Origin of the sequence: Nodularia sp. LEGE 04288, from assembly GCF_963896525.1 — a bacterium.
Taxonomy (GTDB): domain Bacteria; phylum Cyanobacteriota; class Cyanobacteriia; order Cyanobacteriales; family Nostocaceae; genus Nodularia.
Genome location: NZ_CAWQOY010000127.1, coordinates 94,307 through 111,345 on the forward strand (window position 1 = coordinate 94,307; position 17,039 = coordinate 111,345).

The window sequence follows — 17,039 nt, forward strand, 5'->3', positions numbered from 1 at the left end:
AATGTATAAATTTGTCATACTTAGTCTTTATAACAGTTCTGTCACAGGCATATTTGATATTGATGCTTGGTTATTCCCTAATTTAGCTTTGTATGGGAAAATTTTTTAAATATAGGAATCCGGTTTGATTTATGAAAAAATTAAGTATTGTAGGGTGCGTTAGGATGAAGTCTGTAACGCACCATTATTAAGGTTTTGGTGCCGTACTCTCCCTGCTAACATACCCTACGTGTCTGTTCATAAATCAAATATGAGTCCTATAGTAATTCAATCAAACTTCTAGTTTGATTCGCTATAAAATTTTTCTAATCTTACCCCCTTGCACAGTTTAGTGAAAGTGTTCACAGTTCACTGTCGCCTCAACATCAGAAAGTTATGAAAATGACAATTACTCGGTCTGCCCTATTATCATTTTTTAGTGCAGCACTTGCTTTTGCAAGTATTGTGCCACCAACTCCTGTGCAAGCACAAACTAACTGCCCCAAAGTCACTAGACCAGAAATCGCCGGACTTTTCGACCGATGGAACAGGTCTTTACAGACTGGAGATCCAAATTTAGTGACTCAGAATTATGCCAGAAATGCTATTTTGTTGCCCACAGTTTCCAACCAAGTGCGACGAAATCATGAAGAAATTCAGGACTACTTTGTAAAATTCTTGCAACAGAAACCTGTAGGCAAAATTAATTACCGCAGTATTCGCCTTTATTGCGGTGTCGCTATTGATTCAGGGACATATACATTTACAGTCGTAAATAATGATCAAATTCAGGAAGTTCCAGCAAGATACACCTTTGTCTATAATCGAGTCGGTAATAAATGGCTAATAGCAGAACATCATTCTTCCGCTATGCCAGAAACAATTACTAGCAGCGCTGAATAGTAGTCTCATCCTTGTTGTCAAATCAAACCGCTTCACGGAGTCATGAGCTTTTGAAATATCATGTCTTTTTAGAGCATGGTTTGAATTAGTCCACAATCCACAAATTTTTTCGCCGACAATGGACTAAGAATGACCAATGACTACTTAATCAAAGTGGAGTTAAGCAACAATAAATTTTGCTTGACTCTTACTAAAGATAGATGTATAATTAATATCAAATCGAAGGGGAGTAGCTGCTGGTACGTAAGTTTTAATTTGCAAGCCAGTACATCTGAATCAACATACTGGCGATGAGCCTGGTTCAGATGACAAATAAAAAATATTTGGTAGCGAGACTTTCACTGAGTTTACACAAGAAAATTGTGTGAAGCTCTCAGTGAAGTCTGACCACTCTCATTGAAGCTCCACACAGGTAAAAAATCCTTCAGGAGTTTGAGAGAGTGTTAACAGCATTTACCGCAGGTTTATTATTAATTACAATTTCCGAGCTAGGGGATAAAACATTCTTTATAGCTGTAATTTTAGCGATGAAACACTCGCGAAAGCTAGTCTTCATCGGTGTGACAGCCGCCTTAGCTGCGATGACAATTCTATCAGTACTATTCGGACAGATTGTATCTTTATTGCCACAAACTTATGTGAAGTACGCCGAAATAGTTTTATTTTTTGCCTTTGGGATGAAGCTGTTATATGCAGCTAGTAAAATGTCTGGTTCTAGCTGTGAGACAGAAGTAAACGAGGCTAAAGAAGCAGTAGAAAAAGCAGAGTTACAAACAAAGGTAAAAACTCCCTTAGCAATTTTAATAGAAGCCTTTACACTGACATTTGTAGCAGAATGGGGCGATCGCACACAAATTGCCACCATTGCCCTAGCTGCAAGCTATAACACCGTGGGAGTCGCTGCGGGTGCAGTTTTAGGACACGCCATTTGTACAGCGATCGCGGTCATTGGAGGTAAACTTATTGCCGGACGCATATCAGAACGTCAACTCACCTTTGCCGGAGGCTGTCTATTTCTCATCTTTGGGATAGTTGCTGCTGTAGAAGGAGTCTGAGGCAATAGGGAATGGGGACTAGGTATTGGGATTGAGAAGTTTCTTTCCCCCTGCTCCCTGCTCCCTGCTCCCCTGCCTCTTCCTTCCCTACTCCCTACTCCCCCTTATTCTTCAGCAGGAGTTGAAGGCGATTCAGCAGACGGAGGCGCAGGACTCGGAGAAGCAGCCGCCCTGTTGATTTCGTCTTTGTATTGAGCAGGTGCTAAAGCCACGGCGCTATCAAATAAAGGTTTGGCTTCTTCGACTTTACCCTGTTCTCTAAAAAGCATTGCTTTTGCTAAAACGGGACGAAAATCTTGAGGATCTTTCTTAATTGCTTGATCATAGACAGAGGTAGCTTGAGGATAGCGCTTCTGAGAAGCATGAACAGTACCTAATAGCACCTGTACAGCCACCGCATCCACACTTCCAGGCTGAATTTTATTGCCCTGATCTGCATTAGAGAGAGTCTCTTCAAGTAAACCAATGGCGGCTTCGGGACGTTCCTGATCTAGCAACAAAGCTACCATGCCCTGCAAAGCCTTTAAATCCCCAGGTTGAGTGTCTAAAATTGAGCGGTAAGCTTGAGCTGATCCTTCCAAATCGCCCATTTGCTGCTTGGCTTGGGCTAATAGCACTCCATATTCCGACTGTTGGGGATTGAGTCTAGCGAGTTTTTCTAGAGGCTCAATTACTCCTTGAATATCACCCTGTTTTAAACTGAGAAGTTGTAACCTCGCTTGTAATAAGCCATTCAGCGCAGTTTGATTTTCCGGTTCCCGTTGTAAAACCAATTCATAACCTCGTACCTCGTCTTGCAACTTTGATAATTGATTAGAGGCAGATCCGCTGCTGCTAGTGCTAGCGGCATTTTGGTTTAAGGGCGACGGATTATTAATGGCGCTAATGATCGGAATTACCGAAACGCCCACAAAAGCAGTAACTGCCAGCGCTAAGATGATCCTAACTATCCAACGATTGCGCGGTTGAGACACAGTTTTGTCTTACTCCAGAATTCAAACGACATGATCATTTACATAAATCGGAAAGCGAAAAATTTCCAAAACCTTGCGGAATACCGCCAATTGCCTGTGAATTTTATAACAATTAACTATTCACATTGCCAAAGTAAGTGATGACTTTAGGAGGAGCCGTCAGAATTGTACTTATGATATGCTTCCGAAACTAGTGTAAAGGCTCTCAGTTACATTAGCGTATTAATGCAAATGTAGCTTCTTTACCATTGTATTGGGCGCTCTGGTGTAGGTTTGTCAACAGCCAATCTTTCATCAACCGCACAAACGCTTTTTTTCATTGCCTTCGTAAAATCCCATTATGGGATGTATCTCCGCCGCAAGGAGTTTTTATGAATTCCGACCTGATGCCTTTGCCTGAATCTTCCCAGTCTTCTACCAACCATCAGCCTCAAACCCATAAAGAGGCAGCTGCTAATGTTCATACAGTAGTAGTCCAGGAATCTCACCTGGAAAATTCCTCCGTTCAGCCCAGGGAAACTTCCTCAAATGGAAACCCAGGTCATCGCCTTCAACCGATTCCGCCGCCCAGTGAACCGATGCAGTACCGCGCCATCGGGTTAGTCCGAGGTCGCTACCTTGCCAGCAGTGAACAATTTACTCAAGGTATACTGCTCACCAAAGATGGTGTAGAACTTAATGCCGTCCTACTCGGCCGGATTATGAGCTTAGTCAAAAATCACCTTGATTTAGAAAAAGATCATTTGTGGGTAGTTTATCCACGTACACGGCAAGAAAATGACACCTTACACCTCCAAATTGTTGGGGTTTGGGAGCCAGAAAATCTGGCTCAACAGCCAACAGATGAGGAGAAGCAAGATTCGGGATCACAGAAGTTGCAGACAACTGATGATGATGTCCCCGAAAATCAAGAAGAATCTAGAAGTGAATTGGGATCTGCCTCTGAACTTTCTGATGGTAGTTTTTCCGTGCGTGGTGAGGTAGTTTACCAGTCTTTTGACGCTAAGAGTTTAGTGGTCAAAATTAAGCAAGCGCCGCGCAAATCAACTGATAAACCCAAATATTTTAAGTTGAAACTGCGGGGTGTCCTGACGACTAAAGCCGTGAGCAAGTTCTGGGACTTTAAAGCCAAGCGGGAAGCTGACGTATTAGTTTTAGAAAAAGCGGAAGCGATCGCTGATCTGCCCAAAAAACGCAAACCACCCTTCAAAGGCGGCTTTCGTGGTGGTGGTGGCGGTGGCGCTGGGAGAAAACCATTTCCCGCTAGACGCAGTGGGGAAACCCCGAAACCAATCAAGAAAACAGCCGGCGAACCATCGGCGGTATCCAAACCTATACCGAAAGCACCTGCGCCTAAGCCCATTAAACGGCCAAAACCAACTCAGGAGTAGGTAAAGAGGCAGGGGAGCAGGGAGCAGGGAGCCGGGGGAAGAAACTTCTCAATTCCATTACCCAGTACCCAATCCCCAGTCCCCAGTCCCCAATCCCTAGTTCTAGTTCTAAAAATCTGTCCAACGGTCTTGGGGTAAAAATGACCTGTCCATCGGAATGGGAGCCACAGGTTCTGTGAGGGTAAAAGTACCTGCGGAAATCCATTGTTTTAATTCTGTGGCGATTTGCCGAGAAAAAAACATACTGGCTAGGGGAGCAACCCTCACAGTTTTACCCTCAATGGTGATGCGCCCAGATTTGAGTTGGGCGTAACTCACCAATCCAAAGGTAGGACGAACGCGCCGAGGAATCGAAAAATCCACGATTGGCGCGACTAAATCTTTATCTTGGACACTACAGCGTTTAACTACTTCTTCGTTTAATACCGGGAGTGGGACACCTACCCCCAACATTAACGAGGGACCATAGCTTTTAAAGTAACAACCACGCACCCAACGCGCATCCATTTGTTTGGCATCACCGATTAAGGCTAAAGTCGCAGAGGGACCAATGGGTGTACGATTGGGCAAACGCTTTTGTAAGGGGAAATGTTGAGTACCTTCCCACGCAACGTAGCCGATACCGCCACCTAGAAATATTCGTGTGCCAATACCAACGAGTTGCAAATCAGGGTCGTTAAGTAAGGGGGAAATTGCGCCAGGGTTAGAGTAAACGGCGTTTCCTAAACTAGGTTGTAAAGGGCCTAGATAGGTAAATAGTGAGCGATCGCCTCCGTTCACACCTACAATAAAATTTTGATACAGATTACGCGGATTGAATAAATAAAACTGATTGATTGTGTCGCGGGTAACAGTAGTTTCAAAAGTCGCCCGTGGGTAACAATCGGTTACCTGTCCTTGAGCTTTTATATGTACAGGTTTCCCGGCAATCAAATTTTCAATCACATGACCACCACCATGTTCACGGATTTCTTCGCCATCGATGACATCTACAGAACAACTCGCACCCAAGTATAAATCCACTGCTCCAAAACCTGAGTATGCTGGGACACCATCTATCCAGCAGCGCCGAATTTTGATTGGCGGGTCGGTATGTCCGAGATTAATAATTGCACCACTGGATTCCATCGGCTCAAATGTGCCAGTGGTAATGACATCAACTTCTTTAGCAACTTTGCTCACGCCGACTTCAGCAACTCGTGCTTTTAATTCTTCAATTGTCAATACTACTGCACGTTTGCGGCTGATTTTTTCGTTGATTTCGGCAATTGTTCGCATTTTAAATATAATTTTCCGATAAGTAATTTAGCCCGCAAATTTTCCTTAACTGTCTAATCAATGGTTAAATTAGAAGAATGACTTTCACCAAATCATGGGCGATATTATCAATTTTTTCAAAATCATTGATTTTGACTTTTTTGTTTTGAGTTTCTCTATCTTGTTGATATTCAACATCTACCCCATCTGTGAAGTTTTATGGCTAAATAAAAACTAAGTCACATATAGGACTACTATTTGATTTTTGAACAGACACGTAGGGTGTGTTAGCGGTAGCGTAACGCACCAAAACCTTAATAATGGTGCGTTACGGACTTCATCCTAACGCACCCTACAATACTTAATTTTTTTATAGATCAAACCGGATTCCTATATTAATTTGATTCTAATAAATGAGAGTTAACAAGCTGTGCAAATTCTTCTACAGAACTAACATTAATTGTTGATAAAAGAAGTTGTTCTAAAAAAGATACATCATCAATTTGATTCATGCTTGCAACCAGATTTTCGGGAATATTACCAAAACGCACTTGTACAAGTGTGACAATATTTTGTTTCCGAGTCTTTTTAATAGTCCGTTGTTCGATGTTAGTTAAAAGTGGCATTTTTCGTTCCTCCTGATAGGTAGCTATTTTTTTTCAAAACTTAATTGCAGGTCTTGAGATAAAGCCATTATTAAATAAATGACCTTATACAAATCAATAATTTCTTTACGGTTATAACCTCTTTCGTAAAGTATATTATCAATTGTTGGGTTGCGCTGTCGCTTAACCCAACCTACATCTATTAATCTGCTTCTGGTAAATTAGAGTTAACAAGCTGTGCAAATTCTTCTAAAGAATTAACGCCAATTGTTGATATTAGAAGTTGTTTCAAAATATTTATATCCTGAATTCTTCCAATATTTTCGGTCAGATTTTCGGGTAAATTACCAAAGCGACTAACCAGTAAATCAGAAATATTTTGTTTCAGAGTTTGTTTTGTGGTTTTTTCTATCGCGCGTTGTTCGATGTTAGTTAACAATGGCATTTTTCGTTCCTCTTGATAATTAGCTAATTTTTCCTCAAAACTTAATTGCAGGTCTTGAGATAAAGCCATCATTAAATCAATGACTTTATACAAATCAACAATTTCTTTACGGTTATAACCTCTTTCATAAAGTAATCTAGCTAAGTTCCATTTCCACTGTTCCCTAGCTGACAAATTGCTGTTAGTGGCTTTAGTTTTTAAATGTGCCATTACCACTATAGCAAAAATATTATTACTTTGCTCTAACTCTTCCCATTGATAATCGAGAAGCTTAACACTAGAAAAGTTAAAGATTAATTGACTACTTCCTAAGCCATACTGATAAAAATTAGGTCGCCAACTGTTAGTTTCATCTCCTAGTATGGCTAAACTAATAACTGGTTTTTGATATAAATCAAAAGCTCGATAGTTATAGATAAACATTCTTTGGGAAAATTCTTTATCATATTGACTTTGTACTTCTACATGAATTAATATCCAAACTTCTTGATTATCTAATAACCACACTTGAAATAATTTATCAGCATGGCGTGTTTTGCTGTCCGCAGATGCGGTAATCTGTTCTAATTCTTTATCTAGAGAAATGGGGTTTTTATTCCAATCTATTTGTTGATAGATTTCTGGGTAAAAGAAGTCGAGAAATGAATCAAAGTAATCTCCTATTACTTCTTTCCAGGTTTCATCATAGTTAGCTGTAATTTCCGTCATTGTAATTAAAATAGTGTCAATAGTTTAATAATAGTATTTGTTTATACAGCGTATCGCAGATTGATGAGATACACCAAGAAATAATCAACCACAGATAAATCTGTACTCTATTGAAATGGAAACTGCTGTATATTGGGCGAAGTTTTACCTATACAGGGCTAGTATTCTGAGACACCTACACTTAATAATAAAGTGATTTGTACAATAAAGTGGCCCCAGAAGGGTTAATAACGGGCGAGGATCTCACCCCAAATTTTCGGTAGGATGATTCAAGATGCAAAAGAGGCTAGGGGTGACAGACTAGATATTAGTCTTCTCCCGCTTTTGTCAAGACGAGCTTAATTCGCTCTCTACAGCACTCGGCAATATTTCAACAAGCAATCACACTCCATGCGTATTTCTCTAAATTGGCTGCGGGAACTGGTAGAAATTAAACTTAGTCCGGAAGAATTGGCGGAAACCCTGACAATGGCTGGGTTTGAAGTAGAAGAGATTGAAGACCGCAACACTTGGGCTAATGGTGTTGTTGTGGGGAAAGTGCTTGAGCGTCAACCCCACCCCAATGCTGATAAATTAAGTGTTTGTCAAGTGGATATCGGTGCATCTGAGACTTTAAATATTGTCTGTGGTGCATCCAATGTCAAGGCTGATATTTATGTACCAGTGGCAACGACAGGCACGTATTTACCGAATATTGATTTAAAAATTAAACCGGCAAAGCTGCGCGGTGTCCCATCTCAAGGGATGATTTGTTCTTTAAAGGAACTCGGTTTACCTACTGATGTAGATGGGATTCATATTTTTCCCCAGAAAAATCTGCCTCTGGGTAGTGATGTGCGTCCCTTATTAGGTTTAAATGACGTAATTTTAGATGTGACTGCAACCGCCAACCGGGCTGATGCTCTATGTATGGTCGGGATAGCGCGGGAAGTTGCAGCTTTGACTGGTGGTAAATTAAGTATTCCTGAATTTGGTAAAGTATCTCTGCCACTAGGTGCAAGCAAAAGTAATCTAGCATTAAAAATTGCTGACCAGCAAGCTTGTCCTGCTTACATTGGTACAGTCATTGAACAGGTGAAAATTGCCCCTTCTCCTGATTGGTTGCAACAGCGTTTACGGGCGGCTGGGGTGCGACCGATCAATAATGTGGTGGATATTACTAACTATGTTTTGTGGGAATGGGGACAACCACTACACGCTTTTGACAAAGACCGTTTACACTCTGTTGCTGGTGGTGAAGGTTTAACGATTGGTGTTCGCTTCGCTGGTTCAGGGGAATCTTTGAAAACTCTGGATGGACAAACGCGCAATTTGTCAACCCAAAATTTGTTAATTACTGCTAATAATAAACCTGTTGCACTGGCGGGTGTGATGGGTGGAGAAGAAACAGAAGTTCATAGCGGTACTCAAAGCTTAGTTTTAGAAGCAGCATTGTTTGATTCTGTGGCTATTCGTCGTTCTTCGCGGAGTGTGGGGTTAAGAAGTGAGGCTTCTGGGAGATACGAACGGGGAGTAAACCGGGCGGAATTGGAAATCGCTTGTAACCGGGCTTTATCACTATTGAGTGAACTGGCTGAGGGCGTAATTGTGCAACAAGAAATTGCTGACACTCGCCCAGACCAATCTACTTGGAGTCGTTCTATTGCTCTGCGTCTAGACAGAGTTAATGAAGTTCTGGGACCAGTGGATTTGGGCGAGGAGACAGGAGAAATCACTGAAGCTGATGTTGAGCGGATTCTCTCGGCGTTGGGATGTCAATTGACTTCTTCCGGTGAACGGACTTGGACGGTGACAGTTCCGCCCTATCGTTACCGCGATTTAGAACGAGAAATTGATTTGATTGAAGAGTTAGCCCGTCTCTATGGCTATGATCATTTTTGTGATACTTTACCAGAGAAGTCTGAGGCTGGTTATTTACCTTTAGATCAAGAGTTAGTCCGCAAGATCCGGGCTTTTCTCAGGGCGGAAGGTTTAACGGAAGTTATCCATTATTCTTTGGTGAAACCTGGGAATAATAGAGAGATAGTTTTGAGTAATCCGCTTTTTGGGGAATATTCGGCGTTGCGAACTGATTTGATTTCCGGCTTGATTGATGCTTTTCAATACAATTTGGAGCAGGGAAATGGTTCTTTGAATGGTTTTGACCTGGGGCGGATTTTCTGGCAGGAAGAAGACGGTTTGCAGGAAACTGATGCGATCGCTGGTATTATGGGAGGCGATCGCTCTCTTGGCAAATGGTCAAAAGGTAGCAGTGAAAACCCGATGACCTGGTTTGATGCTAAAGGTATTTTAGAAAGCGTCTTCCAGCAACTTAATTTAAAGGTAGAATATCAACCCGATTGTCGCGATGAGCGTTTACATCCAGGACGCACTGCTTCTTTATGGGTGGGTGGAAACAGACTTGGTATTTTTGGACAAGTTCATCCCCAACTGCGACAAGATAAAGGTTTACCCGATTCTGTGTATGTGTTCCAGCTTGATGTAAATATACTGTTGGATGCTCTTGATCAAGATGAAATTCTGGTTCCCACGTTTCATGCTTATTCTACCTATCCAGCGAGCGATCGCGATATTGCCTTTTTCGCGCCGGTGAAGGTTTCGGTGGCGGAAATTGAAAAATCAATTAATAAAGCTGGGAAGGGACTGCTGGAATCTGTGGAATTGTTTGATGAATATCGTGGTGAAAACGTACCCGATGGACAACGTAGTTTAGCATTTCGCTTAATTTATCGGTCAAGCGATCGCACTCTCACTGAAGCGGAAGTGGAACCTGTTCACAATAAAGTCCGTGAGGCTTTAGTGGAGAAATTTGGCGTTAACCTGAGAAGTTAGTTAATAAGTAGCTCAAACTTAAAAAACGTAATACCCAGATCCCCGACTTCTCGAAGAAGTCGGGGATCTATATCGTCAAGGTTTTATGTTTAATTATATCGCTTACAAATCTGGTTTAATCACGGGATATACTAAACTCTGGGCAAATATCAATAGGATAAACAAGTAATCATGGCGAAATACATCATGTGGGGAACTTACTGTGAAAACGTTCTCGAAAAACGCGCTCCTTATCGTCAAGACCATTTAGACGGATTAGCGAAACAGAAAGAATCGGGTGTACTCATCACCCTTGGCCCCACCAAGGATAGTACAAAAGTTTTTGGAATTTACGAATCTGAAGACGAAGCCACTGTACGCCAGTTGGTGGAAAATGACCCCTACTGGAAAAATGGCATCTGGACTGAATATTTTATCAAAGAGTGGATTCAAGCGTTTTAAATATCAGGAAATACTCATTTCATATTTAATGTTTCCTGTCAATATGCCAATTCCATTACTGTCCACTAAATCAGCCCAATAGTTACAGAAATTACATTCTAAATTCTGACTTTCAGTAGATGCATTGAATATTTTGTTAGTGTAATTATGATAATGTTCTCACTTGCTGCTGCAACTGATAAACGTTTAATTGCTTAATCAGGTACTACCATGCATAAAATTTTCCAACTTACACTTTTACCCAGCCTCATGGCTGCAAGTTTAACTAGTCTCGTTCCGACTCAACCAGCTGCTGCTAATGGATTTCTCAGAGATTTAGGTACTGGCGCTGCTGCTGGTGCGGCTTCTGGTGCTGTTAGAGGATGTGGTTCCTTAGTCAACAATGCGGTTAAAGGTGCGGCCGCTGGTGCGGCTGTCAATGCGGCTAATAATAATAGACGCAACCAAAGCGATCGTAACTTAGCTCAAGATGCTGGAGTTGGTGCAGTTGCGGGTACTGTAGCTGGTGCAATTACTGGTGGACGTTGCAGCGATCCTCTTGGTAATGCTGTCGATGGTGCAGCTGCGGGTACTGTTATCCATATTTTGAACAACCGGAAATAAGCTAATTTGTAATTCGTGTTGAAATTGTAGATTTGAGATTTAATAATTCAAATTCCCAGATATTGCTATCTATATCTTCACAACGAATTACAAATTGTTAGATTACTGGTCTAACTAGCAGATTTATTGGAAGTTATTAGTAAGTAATAAATCCACCTGCTAATAACTTTTATTCTAAAGAATTTGGTTCAATAAACTGTCGATTGGCTCTGACAAAACAAGTTCCTTGAGTTTTTCCTTGATTGTTGGCTATCTTTACCCGTAGCCAAGGATTACCCTGTGAATCCCGCACAATAGGTTCTTGAGAGTTCTTAGCACCCGCATCGGCTTGGAGTAGCTCATTTGCTTGAAATTGCTTGATAACGCGCTGATTTACTCCAGGGGCGCTACGGCAGTTTAGTTTACCACTACGAATCTTCGTAAACCATGACAATAATACAGCTTGACTACCATCTGGAAATTTGGTAATGGCTGAATTGTAGTCACCTTGACGGGTAGGGGTGGGTGTCTGGCGTTGTTGGGCTAGGGAAGGTAGAGAAATGATACCAATTAAACTAGCGATCGCGATCGCGGCAACAGGACGAACCATGATTGAAGCTCCCAAAGTCTGAGATGTATGACCACAAACCAGGGAGCGTCAATTTCGGAAACCAAGGCGTTTTTGGGAAACCCCAGATTTTAATTATCAGGATTTCCCTTTTGACTTTTGACTTTTGACTTCCACCCTGTGGCGCTAGCCTTTTAACGCCTTTCTAAAATTGCGACGATATGATTTATTAGCAATAAGTAAAGCTGGCCATAGCAATGATAAACCGATGCGATTAGGCAAAGTTTGACTAAAATTAGTTCGTTCAAACCCAGTCCATAACTTCCAAACACCACCTACATAAACCACCACAAGACCGAAAATAATTAACTTAATCATTTTTATTGACTCCTTTAGTAAATGACAGTAGTTAAGTTAAGTGTGATTACACCATTGAGATGATGCAGTACCTACGCTGATCAAAGATAACTAAATTCCTCATTACTTCCACACCTGAGTCACCTATAAATACATTCTTTGATTTTATAGTCAAGGACATTCCTGTATTGCAGCTGGTCAGCTTGTACCAAAATGGAGTATCTATTGCCACAATAGAACATATAACCCAGAAAGAACAATGAAAAAATAAAATATCAAAAAAATGTTTTTTCTCCATGCTTTTTGTTCCTTTTTTCCTGAAAGTTTCTAGGAAAAGAGCGTAAGTCAACCGTAGGAAACAAGTGCGGTTGGGGACAACTCGAAGCCAGTTTTTGATGTTGATTGTCTTTGAACATACAGGCTAAAGTGATGAGTAGATTTGCTTATCTCACAGCAGATGCTTCTGAGGTAAGTTACTCAAATACCAATATCCATAGGAGACTAAAGAAAGAACATACAATACACTCTCACGGGTCTGTAAGCAGCAAATGCTGCAAATAGCTAAGGAGAATTTATGCGTGCAGTACTGATGGCAGGCGGTTCGGGAACGCGGCTTCGCCCGTTAACTTGTGATCTACCCAAACCGATGGTTCCTATTCTCAATCGGCCAATTGCTGAACACATCATCAATCTACTCAAGCGGCATCAAATCACAGAAGTTATTGCGACATTGCATTATCTACCCGATGTCCTGCGAGATTACTTTCAAGATGGCAGCGATTTTGGCGTTCAGATGACCTATGCCGTGGAAGAAGACCAGCCTCTAGGCACGGCAGGCTGTGTGAAGAATATTGCCGAACTTTTAGATGAAACATTTTTAGTGATTAGCGGCGATAGTATCACAGATTTTGACCTGACGGCAGCGATCGCCTTTCATAAACAAAAACAGTCAAAAGCCACTTTAGTTTTAACCAGGGTTCCCAACCCGGTAGAATTTGGGGTGGTAATCACCGATGACCAAGGGCATATTAGCCGCTTTTTAGAAAAACCTTCTACCAGTGAAATTTTTTCCGATACTGTCAACACAGGTATTTACATTCTCGAACCAGAAGTATTAGATTATTTGCCATCTAACACCGAAAGCGACTTTTCCAAAGACTTATTTCCCTTAATGCTGGCAAAAGGTGAAGCCCTGTATGGCTACATTGCCCAAGGTTACTGGTGTGATGTCGGTCATTTAGATGCCTATCGTGAAGCTCAGTATGATGCCTTGGATCGAAAAGTTAAACTCGACTTTGCTTATAAAGAAGTTTCGCCTAATTTGTGGGTAGGACAAAATACATTTATCGCCCCCACCGCAAATATTGAGACTCCCGCCGTGATTGGTGACAATTGCCGCATTGGGGCTAGAGTCCAAATTGAGGGTGGAACAATCATTGGGGATAATGTCACCATTGGCGCTGATGCTAATCTCAAGCGACCAATTTTGTGGAATGGGTCAATTATTGGAGATGAAGCACATCTCAGCGCCTGCGTGATTTCTCGTGGTACTCGTGTAGATCGTCGCGCTCATGTATTAGAAGCCGCTGTGGTGGGTTCCCTTTCTACTATCGGCGAAGAAGCACAAATCAGCCCAAATGTACGCGTTTGGCCGAGTAAAAAGATTGAATCAGGGGCAATTTTAAACATTAACTTGATTTGGGGTAACACTGCTCAAAGAAATTTATTTGGGCAACGTGGTGTACAAGGATTAGCGAATATTGACATCACCCCAGAATTTGCCGTGAAGTTGGGTGCTGCTTATGGTTCCACCTTGAAACCAGGTTGTAAAGTCACGGTTTCCCGCGACCAGCGTAACATTTCTCGCATGGTTACCCGGTCATTAATTGCTGGTTTGATGTCTGTAGGGATTGATATTCAAAACCTCGATGCTACAGCTATTCCCATAGCGCGCACAGTCATACCTACAATGTTCGTAGCTGGTGGGATTCATGTGCGGGTACACCCGGATCGCCCTGACTATATCCTGATTGAATTTATGGATGTTAAGGGGATTAATATCACCAAAGCTCTGGAGAAGAAAATTGAAGGAGCTTATTTTAAAGAAGATATGCGGCGATCGCAAATTCATGAAATTGGCGATGTAGCTTATCCGAGTCAAGTCATGGAACGCTACTGCACAGCCTTTGAAAAGCTGTTAAATGTAGATACTCTCCGCAACAGTCGCGCAAAAGTCGTAATTGACTATGTTTATGCGGTGTCTGGCGCAGTTTTACCCATGATGTTAGACAAATTTGGCGCTGATGCAGTGGTGTTGAATGCGAGTGTGAATAAAGCGGCGATGTCAGTGACTGATCGGGAAGCATTGCTGACTCAGTTAGGTCATGTAGTGGAAGCGTTGAAAGCTAACTTTGGTGTGCAAGTCTCGGCCAATGGGGAACAGCTAATTTTAGTTGATGAGTCAGGCTTTCCGATTCGGGGGGAAATTTTAACCGCACTGATGGTAGACATGATCTTAACGTCTAACCCCAGAGGGACGGTAGTTGTCCCGGTTCATGCTTCCAGTGCTGTGGAACAAGTCGCTCGTCGTCATGATGGTCGGGTAATTCGCACTAAAGCCAATCCTACAGCTTTGATGGAGGCTTCGCAGAAAAATCCCAATGTGGTGTTAGGAGGTAGCGGAGAAACTGGTTTTATTTTCCCCCACCTGCATCCGGGATTTGATTCGATGTTCTGCATTGCGAAGTTAATTGAGATGCTGACAATTCAAGAGCGATCGCTGGCTACAGCCCGTTCAGAATTACCCCGTGTAGTTCACAAAAGTTATACAGTTCGATGTCCTTGGACTGCTAAAGGGGCGCTGATGCGTTATTTGGTCGAAACACACCCAGCCCAAAATTTAGAGTTAATTGATGGGGTGAAAATTTGCCAACCCTATGATGATAGTTGGCTATTAGTTCTACCAGATGCTAGTGAGCCTTTAGTACATTTATATGCGAATAGTAACGATCGCGATTGGGTAGATGAAACATTGAGAAACTACCGCACCCGTGTTCAGGCCTTTGTGGAAAGACAACAAGAATACCAACCAGCAGAGGTGTAAATTTAGGGAATCTTTAACAACGTAATACCCATATCCCCGATGAAAAGTCGGGGATCTATATCGTCAAAGTTTTATGTTTAATGAGGTTGACCTACTTACAATCCCAATAGAGATGAACCAGCCGCCGCACCTAACCAGCCAGCAACTTTTATAATAATCGGTTTGGCTACTGTCCAAAGTTGCTTACCAGAATCAACAGTTTTAGTGGTTTTTTCTAGGGTTTCTGTCATGCTTTCCAAGCGGTCTAACGCACGTTTTTTATTCGGTTCTTCCTTATCCGTTGCGTTTTTAGCTGCATTTAAATCTTCAATTACTTCTTCTTTGGTGTCGGCTGGTAATTCTGCACCTTGAATCAAAGTTTCTAATTGTGCCAGTAACTTGACAATATCCTCTTTAGTCAGCGTTTCTCCCGTATCTGCGCCCACTTGATTTTGTTGCGTTACTTGATTATTGTCACCAAGAACAGCCTGATTATTGTCTCCTTGTACTGCGCGGTTGTTATCCCCTTGAACGTTGTTGACATTACCGCCTACAGAACCACCAACTGAAAACCCACCTTGATTACTAGCCATAGTTCCTACCTCTTGTATTTGTGTACTTGAATAAAAATTAGGGCGCTCCAGCGCCGTCATTACCATATTCTCTAATCTACGAATTTGATTATCTTTTTCTGCTAGTAGTAAATTAATTTGGCTCTCTGGCAAGCCTTTTATCTCGTTATAAGTAGCGGAATATTCGGCACTCAGTTGGGACTTGTCAGCTGTAGCTGCGGTTTTGGCACGAAGTAAAAATTTATCTTCACCTCGTACTTCCATGCCGACAATTCGCAGGTCTGCTTCTGGGTGATTCTCTGCTAACTGCTTGAATGAAATTGCAATAGCACGAGGGTCAACATCTTGGTTATGGTATAAGTCCAGGGTGTCAAATATTGGCTTGATAAAATCCCCAAACTCACCATCTGCAAACACTTCTTTATTGTTATCAGGTTTGCGGAAAGGGTCAGGATTTTCATTTGTGGGGAGTCGCATATAAACGTATTCACACCGCACACCATCAAATTTGGTCTCAGTGGTAATGCCCCAATCTTGAATGTATACCCCGGTGAGCGTAGCCCCTATAAAATCCGTGCCTTTTAGTTGAGCCTGTACTAATTTTGCTCTGGATAAATCTGCATCTTGTAAGTTGGCTTCGCTCAAGTCTGCACCAATAAAACTGGCATCTACTAAATTAGCTCCTTCTAAATTGACTCCGCGCAAGTTTTCATGATCCAAATTTTTTTCCTGTCCTTGTCCCGTAATTAGCAATTGACACACTGATGCCTTTTGCAAGTAAGTTTTACCAGGACGAACATAATTAAGCATTTTAGCTTGTCGGAAATTAGTGTGAGTTAAAATAGAATTTCTGAAATCTGCACCCTTAACCTTTGCTCCTTTAAAATTAACGTTAGTTAAATTAGAGTTACAAAAATTAGTGCCACCTACAGAAGCCAAAAAAATAGCATTTTTGTAAATCCAAACAAACTTTTCGTCTCCAACTAAAGCTTGCCAACTAATGTAGCTTGCTAGCATAGCTATAGTAGGTGTGGTGAATGTTGATAGCTTTATTCCTAAATTGGCAGATGAACCTATAGCTGTACCTGTAGCTACGCAGATAGCTACGCAGATAGCTATAGGTACAGACTCTAATAAGACTATAATAACAGCCGTAGCTAAAGTCATGATTGTGTAACTAATTGCAATTAGAGGTAGTTCTATAACTCCGCTAACGGAAGCTTTAGCTATCTTTTCAATAAGACAAGGGAGAGGCGATATAATCCAACCTAGAGCTAATCCTGGAATA

General features: G+C 41.7%; 14 protein-coding genes. 7 read left to right on the forward strand and 7 right to left on the reverse strand.

Features of this window, described 5'->3' with window-relative positions:
- The first annotated feature begins 375 nt into the window (after positions 1 to 375).
- Both AACX33_RS17145 and AACX33_RS17150 read left to right on the forward strand, forming a co-directional pair.
- Entirely contained in the window at positions 376 to 882 is a 507-nt protein-coding gene (locus AACX33_RS17145) for an SgcJ/EcaC family oxidoreductase (RefSeq protein ID WP_194002469.1), read from the forward strand.
- Between the two features lie 440 nt (positions 883 to 1,322).
- Positions 1,323 to 1,937, forward strand: coding sequence for a TMEM165/GDT1 family protein (locus AACX33_RS17150; RefSeq protein ID WP_194002467.1), 615 nt, complete (start codon positions 1,323 to 1,325; stop codon positions 1,935 to 1,937).
- Between the two features lie 104 nt (positions 1,938 to 2,041).
- On the opposite strand, the gene AACX33_RS17155 is transcribed toward AACX33_RS17150, so the two are convergent.
- On the reverse strand, positions 2,042 to 2,911 hold the full coding sequence (locus AACX33_RS17155; protein ID WP_194002465.1) for a tetratricopeptide repeat protein: 870 nt from the start codon (positions 2,909 to 2,911) through the stop codon (positions 2,042 to 2,044).
- A 371-nt stretch (positions 2,912 to 3,282) separates the two neighbouring features.
- Between AACX33_RS17155 and AACX33_RS17160 the strand changes: the two genes are divergently transcribed.
- Positions 3,283 to 4,302 (forward strand): hypothetical protein, encoded by a 1,020-nt coding sequence (locus tag AACX33_RS17160; RefSeq protein WP_194002463.1) that lies wholly within the window; start codon positions 3,283 to 3,285, stop codon positions 4,300 to 4,302.
- 108 nt (positions 4,303 to 4,410) lie between these two features.
- On the opposite strand, the gene AACX33_RS17165 is transcribed toward AACX33_RS17160, so the two are convergent.
- From AACX33_RS17165 to AACX33_RS17175, 3 genes are all read right to left on the reverse strand, one after another.
- Positions 4,411 to 5,580, reverse strand: a complete 1,170-nt coding sequence (locus AACX33_RS17165) for a homocysteine biosynthesis protein (protein WP_194002461.1) — start codon at positions 5,578 to 5,580, stop codon at positions 4,411 to 4,413.
- A gap of 374 nt (positions 5,581 to 5,954) precedes the next feature.
- Positions 5,955 to 6,185 carry a hypothetical protein gene (locus AACX33_RS17170; RefSeq protein ID WP_194002459.1) on the reverse strand — a complete coding sequence of 77 codons (231 nt, stop codon included), beginning with the start codon at positions 6,183 to 6,185 and terminating at the stop codon, positions 5,955 to 5,957.
- A 181-nt stretch (positions 6,186 to 6,366) separates the two neighbouring features.
- The gene (locus AACX33_RS17175; RefSeq protein WP_194002457.1) at positions 6,367 to 7,317 is read right to left on the reverse strand and encodes an Rpn family recombination-promoting nuclease/putative transposase; all 951 of its coding nucleotides are present in this window, start codon (positions 7,315 to 7,317) and stop codon (positions 6,367 to 6,369) included.
- 390 nt (positions 7,318 to 7,707) lie between these two features.
- On the opposite strand from AACX33_RS17175, the gene pheT reads away from it, so the two are divergent.
- The 3 genes from pheT (at position 7,708) to AACX33_RS17190 (ending at position 11,193) form a co-directional block, all read left to right on the forward strand.
- Entirely contained in the window at positions 7,708 to 10,149 is a 2,442-nt protein-coding gene (pheT, locus tag AACX33_RS17180; RefSeq protein ID WP_194002455.1) for a phenylalanine--tRNA ligase subunit beta, read from the forward strand.
- A gap of 171 nt (positions 10,150 to 10,320) precedes the next feature.
- Positions 10,321 to 10,590 (forward strand): YciI family protein, encoded by a 270-nt coding sequence (locus AACX33_RS17185; protein WP_194002453.1) that lies wholly within the window; start codon positions 10,321 to 10,323, stop codon positions 10,588 to 10,590.
- 210 nt (positions 10,591 to 10,800) lie between these two features.
- A complete protein-coding gene (locus AACX33_RS17190) occupies positions 10,801 to 11,193 on the forward strand; it encodes a hypothetical protein (protein ID WP_194002451.1) in 393 nt (130 codons plus the stop codon).
- A gap of 169 nt (positions 11,194 to 11,362) precedes the next feature.
- On the opposite strand, the gene AACX33_RS17195 is transcribed toward AACX33_RS17190, so the two are convergent.
- Together AACX33_RS17195 and AACX33_RS17200 are read right to left on the reverse strand one after the other, a co-directional pair.
- Positions 11,363 to 11,782 carry an SH3 domain-containing protein gene (locus AACX33_RS17195; protein ID WP_194002449.1) on the reverse strand — a complete coding sequence of 140 codons (420 nt, stop codon included), beginning with the start codon at positions 11,780 to 11,782 and terminating at the stop codon, positions 11,363 to 11,365.
- Positions 11,783 to 11,926: 144 nt separating this feature from the next.
- A complete protein-coding gene (locus AACX33_RS17200) occupies positions 11,927 to 12,118 on the reverse strand; it encodes a hypothetical protein (protein ID WP_194002447.1) in 192 nt (63 codons plus the stop codon).
- A 553-nt stretch (positions 12,119 to 12,671) separates the two neighbouring features.
- On the opposite strand from AACX33_RS17200, the gene AACX33_RS17205 reads away from it, so the two are divergent.
- Entirely contained in the window at positions 12,672 to 15,200 is a 2,529-nt protein-coding gene (locus AACX33_RS17205) for a mannose-1-phosphate guanyltransferase (RefSeq protein ID WP_194002445.1), read from the forward strand.
- Positions 15,201 to 15,295: 95 nt separating this feature from the next.
- Here the strand turns inward: AACX33_RS17205 and AACX33_RS17210 are convergent, their stop codons facing one another.
- Positions 15,296 to 16,918, reverse strand: a complete 1,623-nt coding sequence (locus AACX33_RS17210; protein WP_227788698.1) for a pentapeptide repeat-containing protein — start codon at positions 16,916 to 16,918, stop codon at positions 15,296 to 15,298.
- Positions 16,919 to 17,039 lie beyond the last annotated feature (121 nt).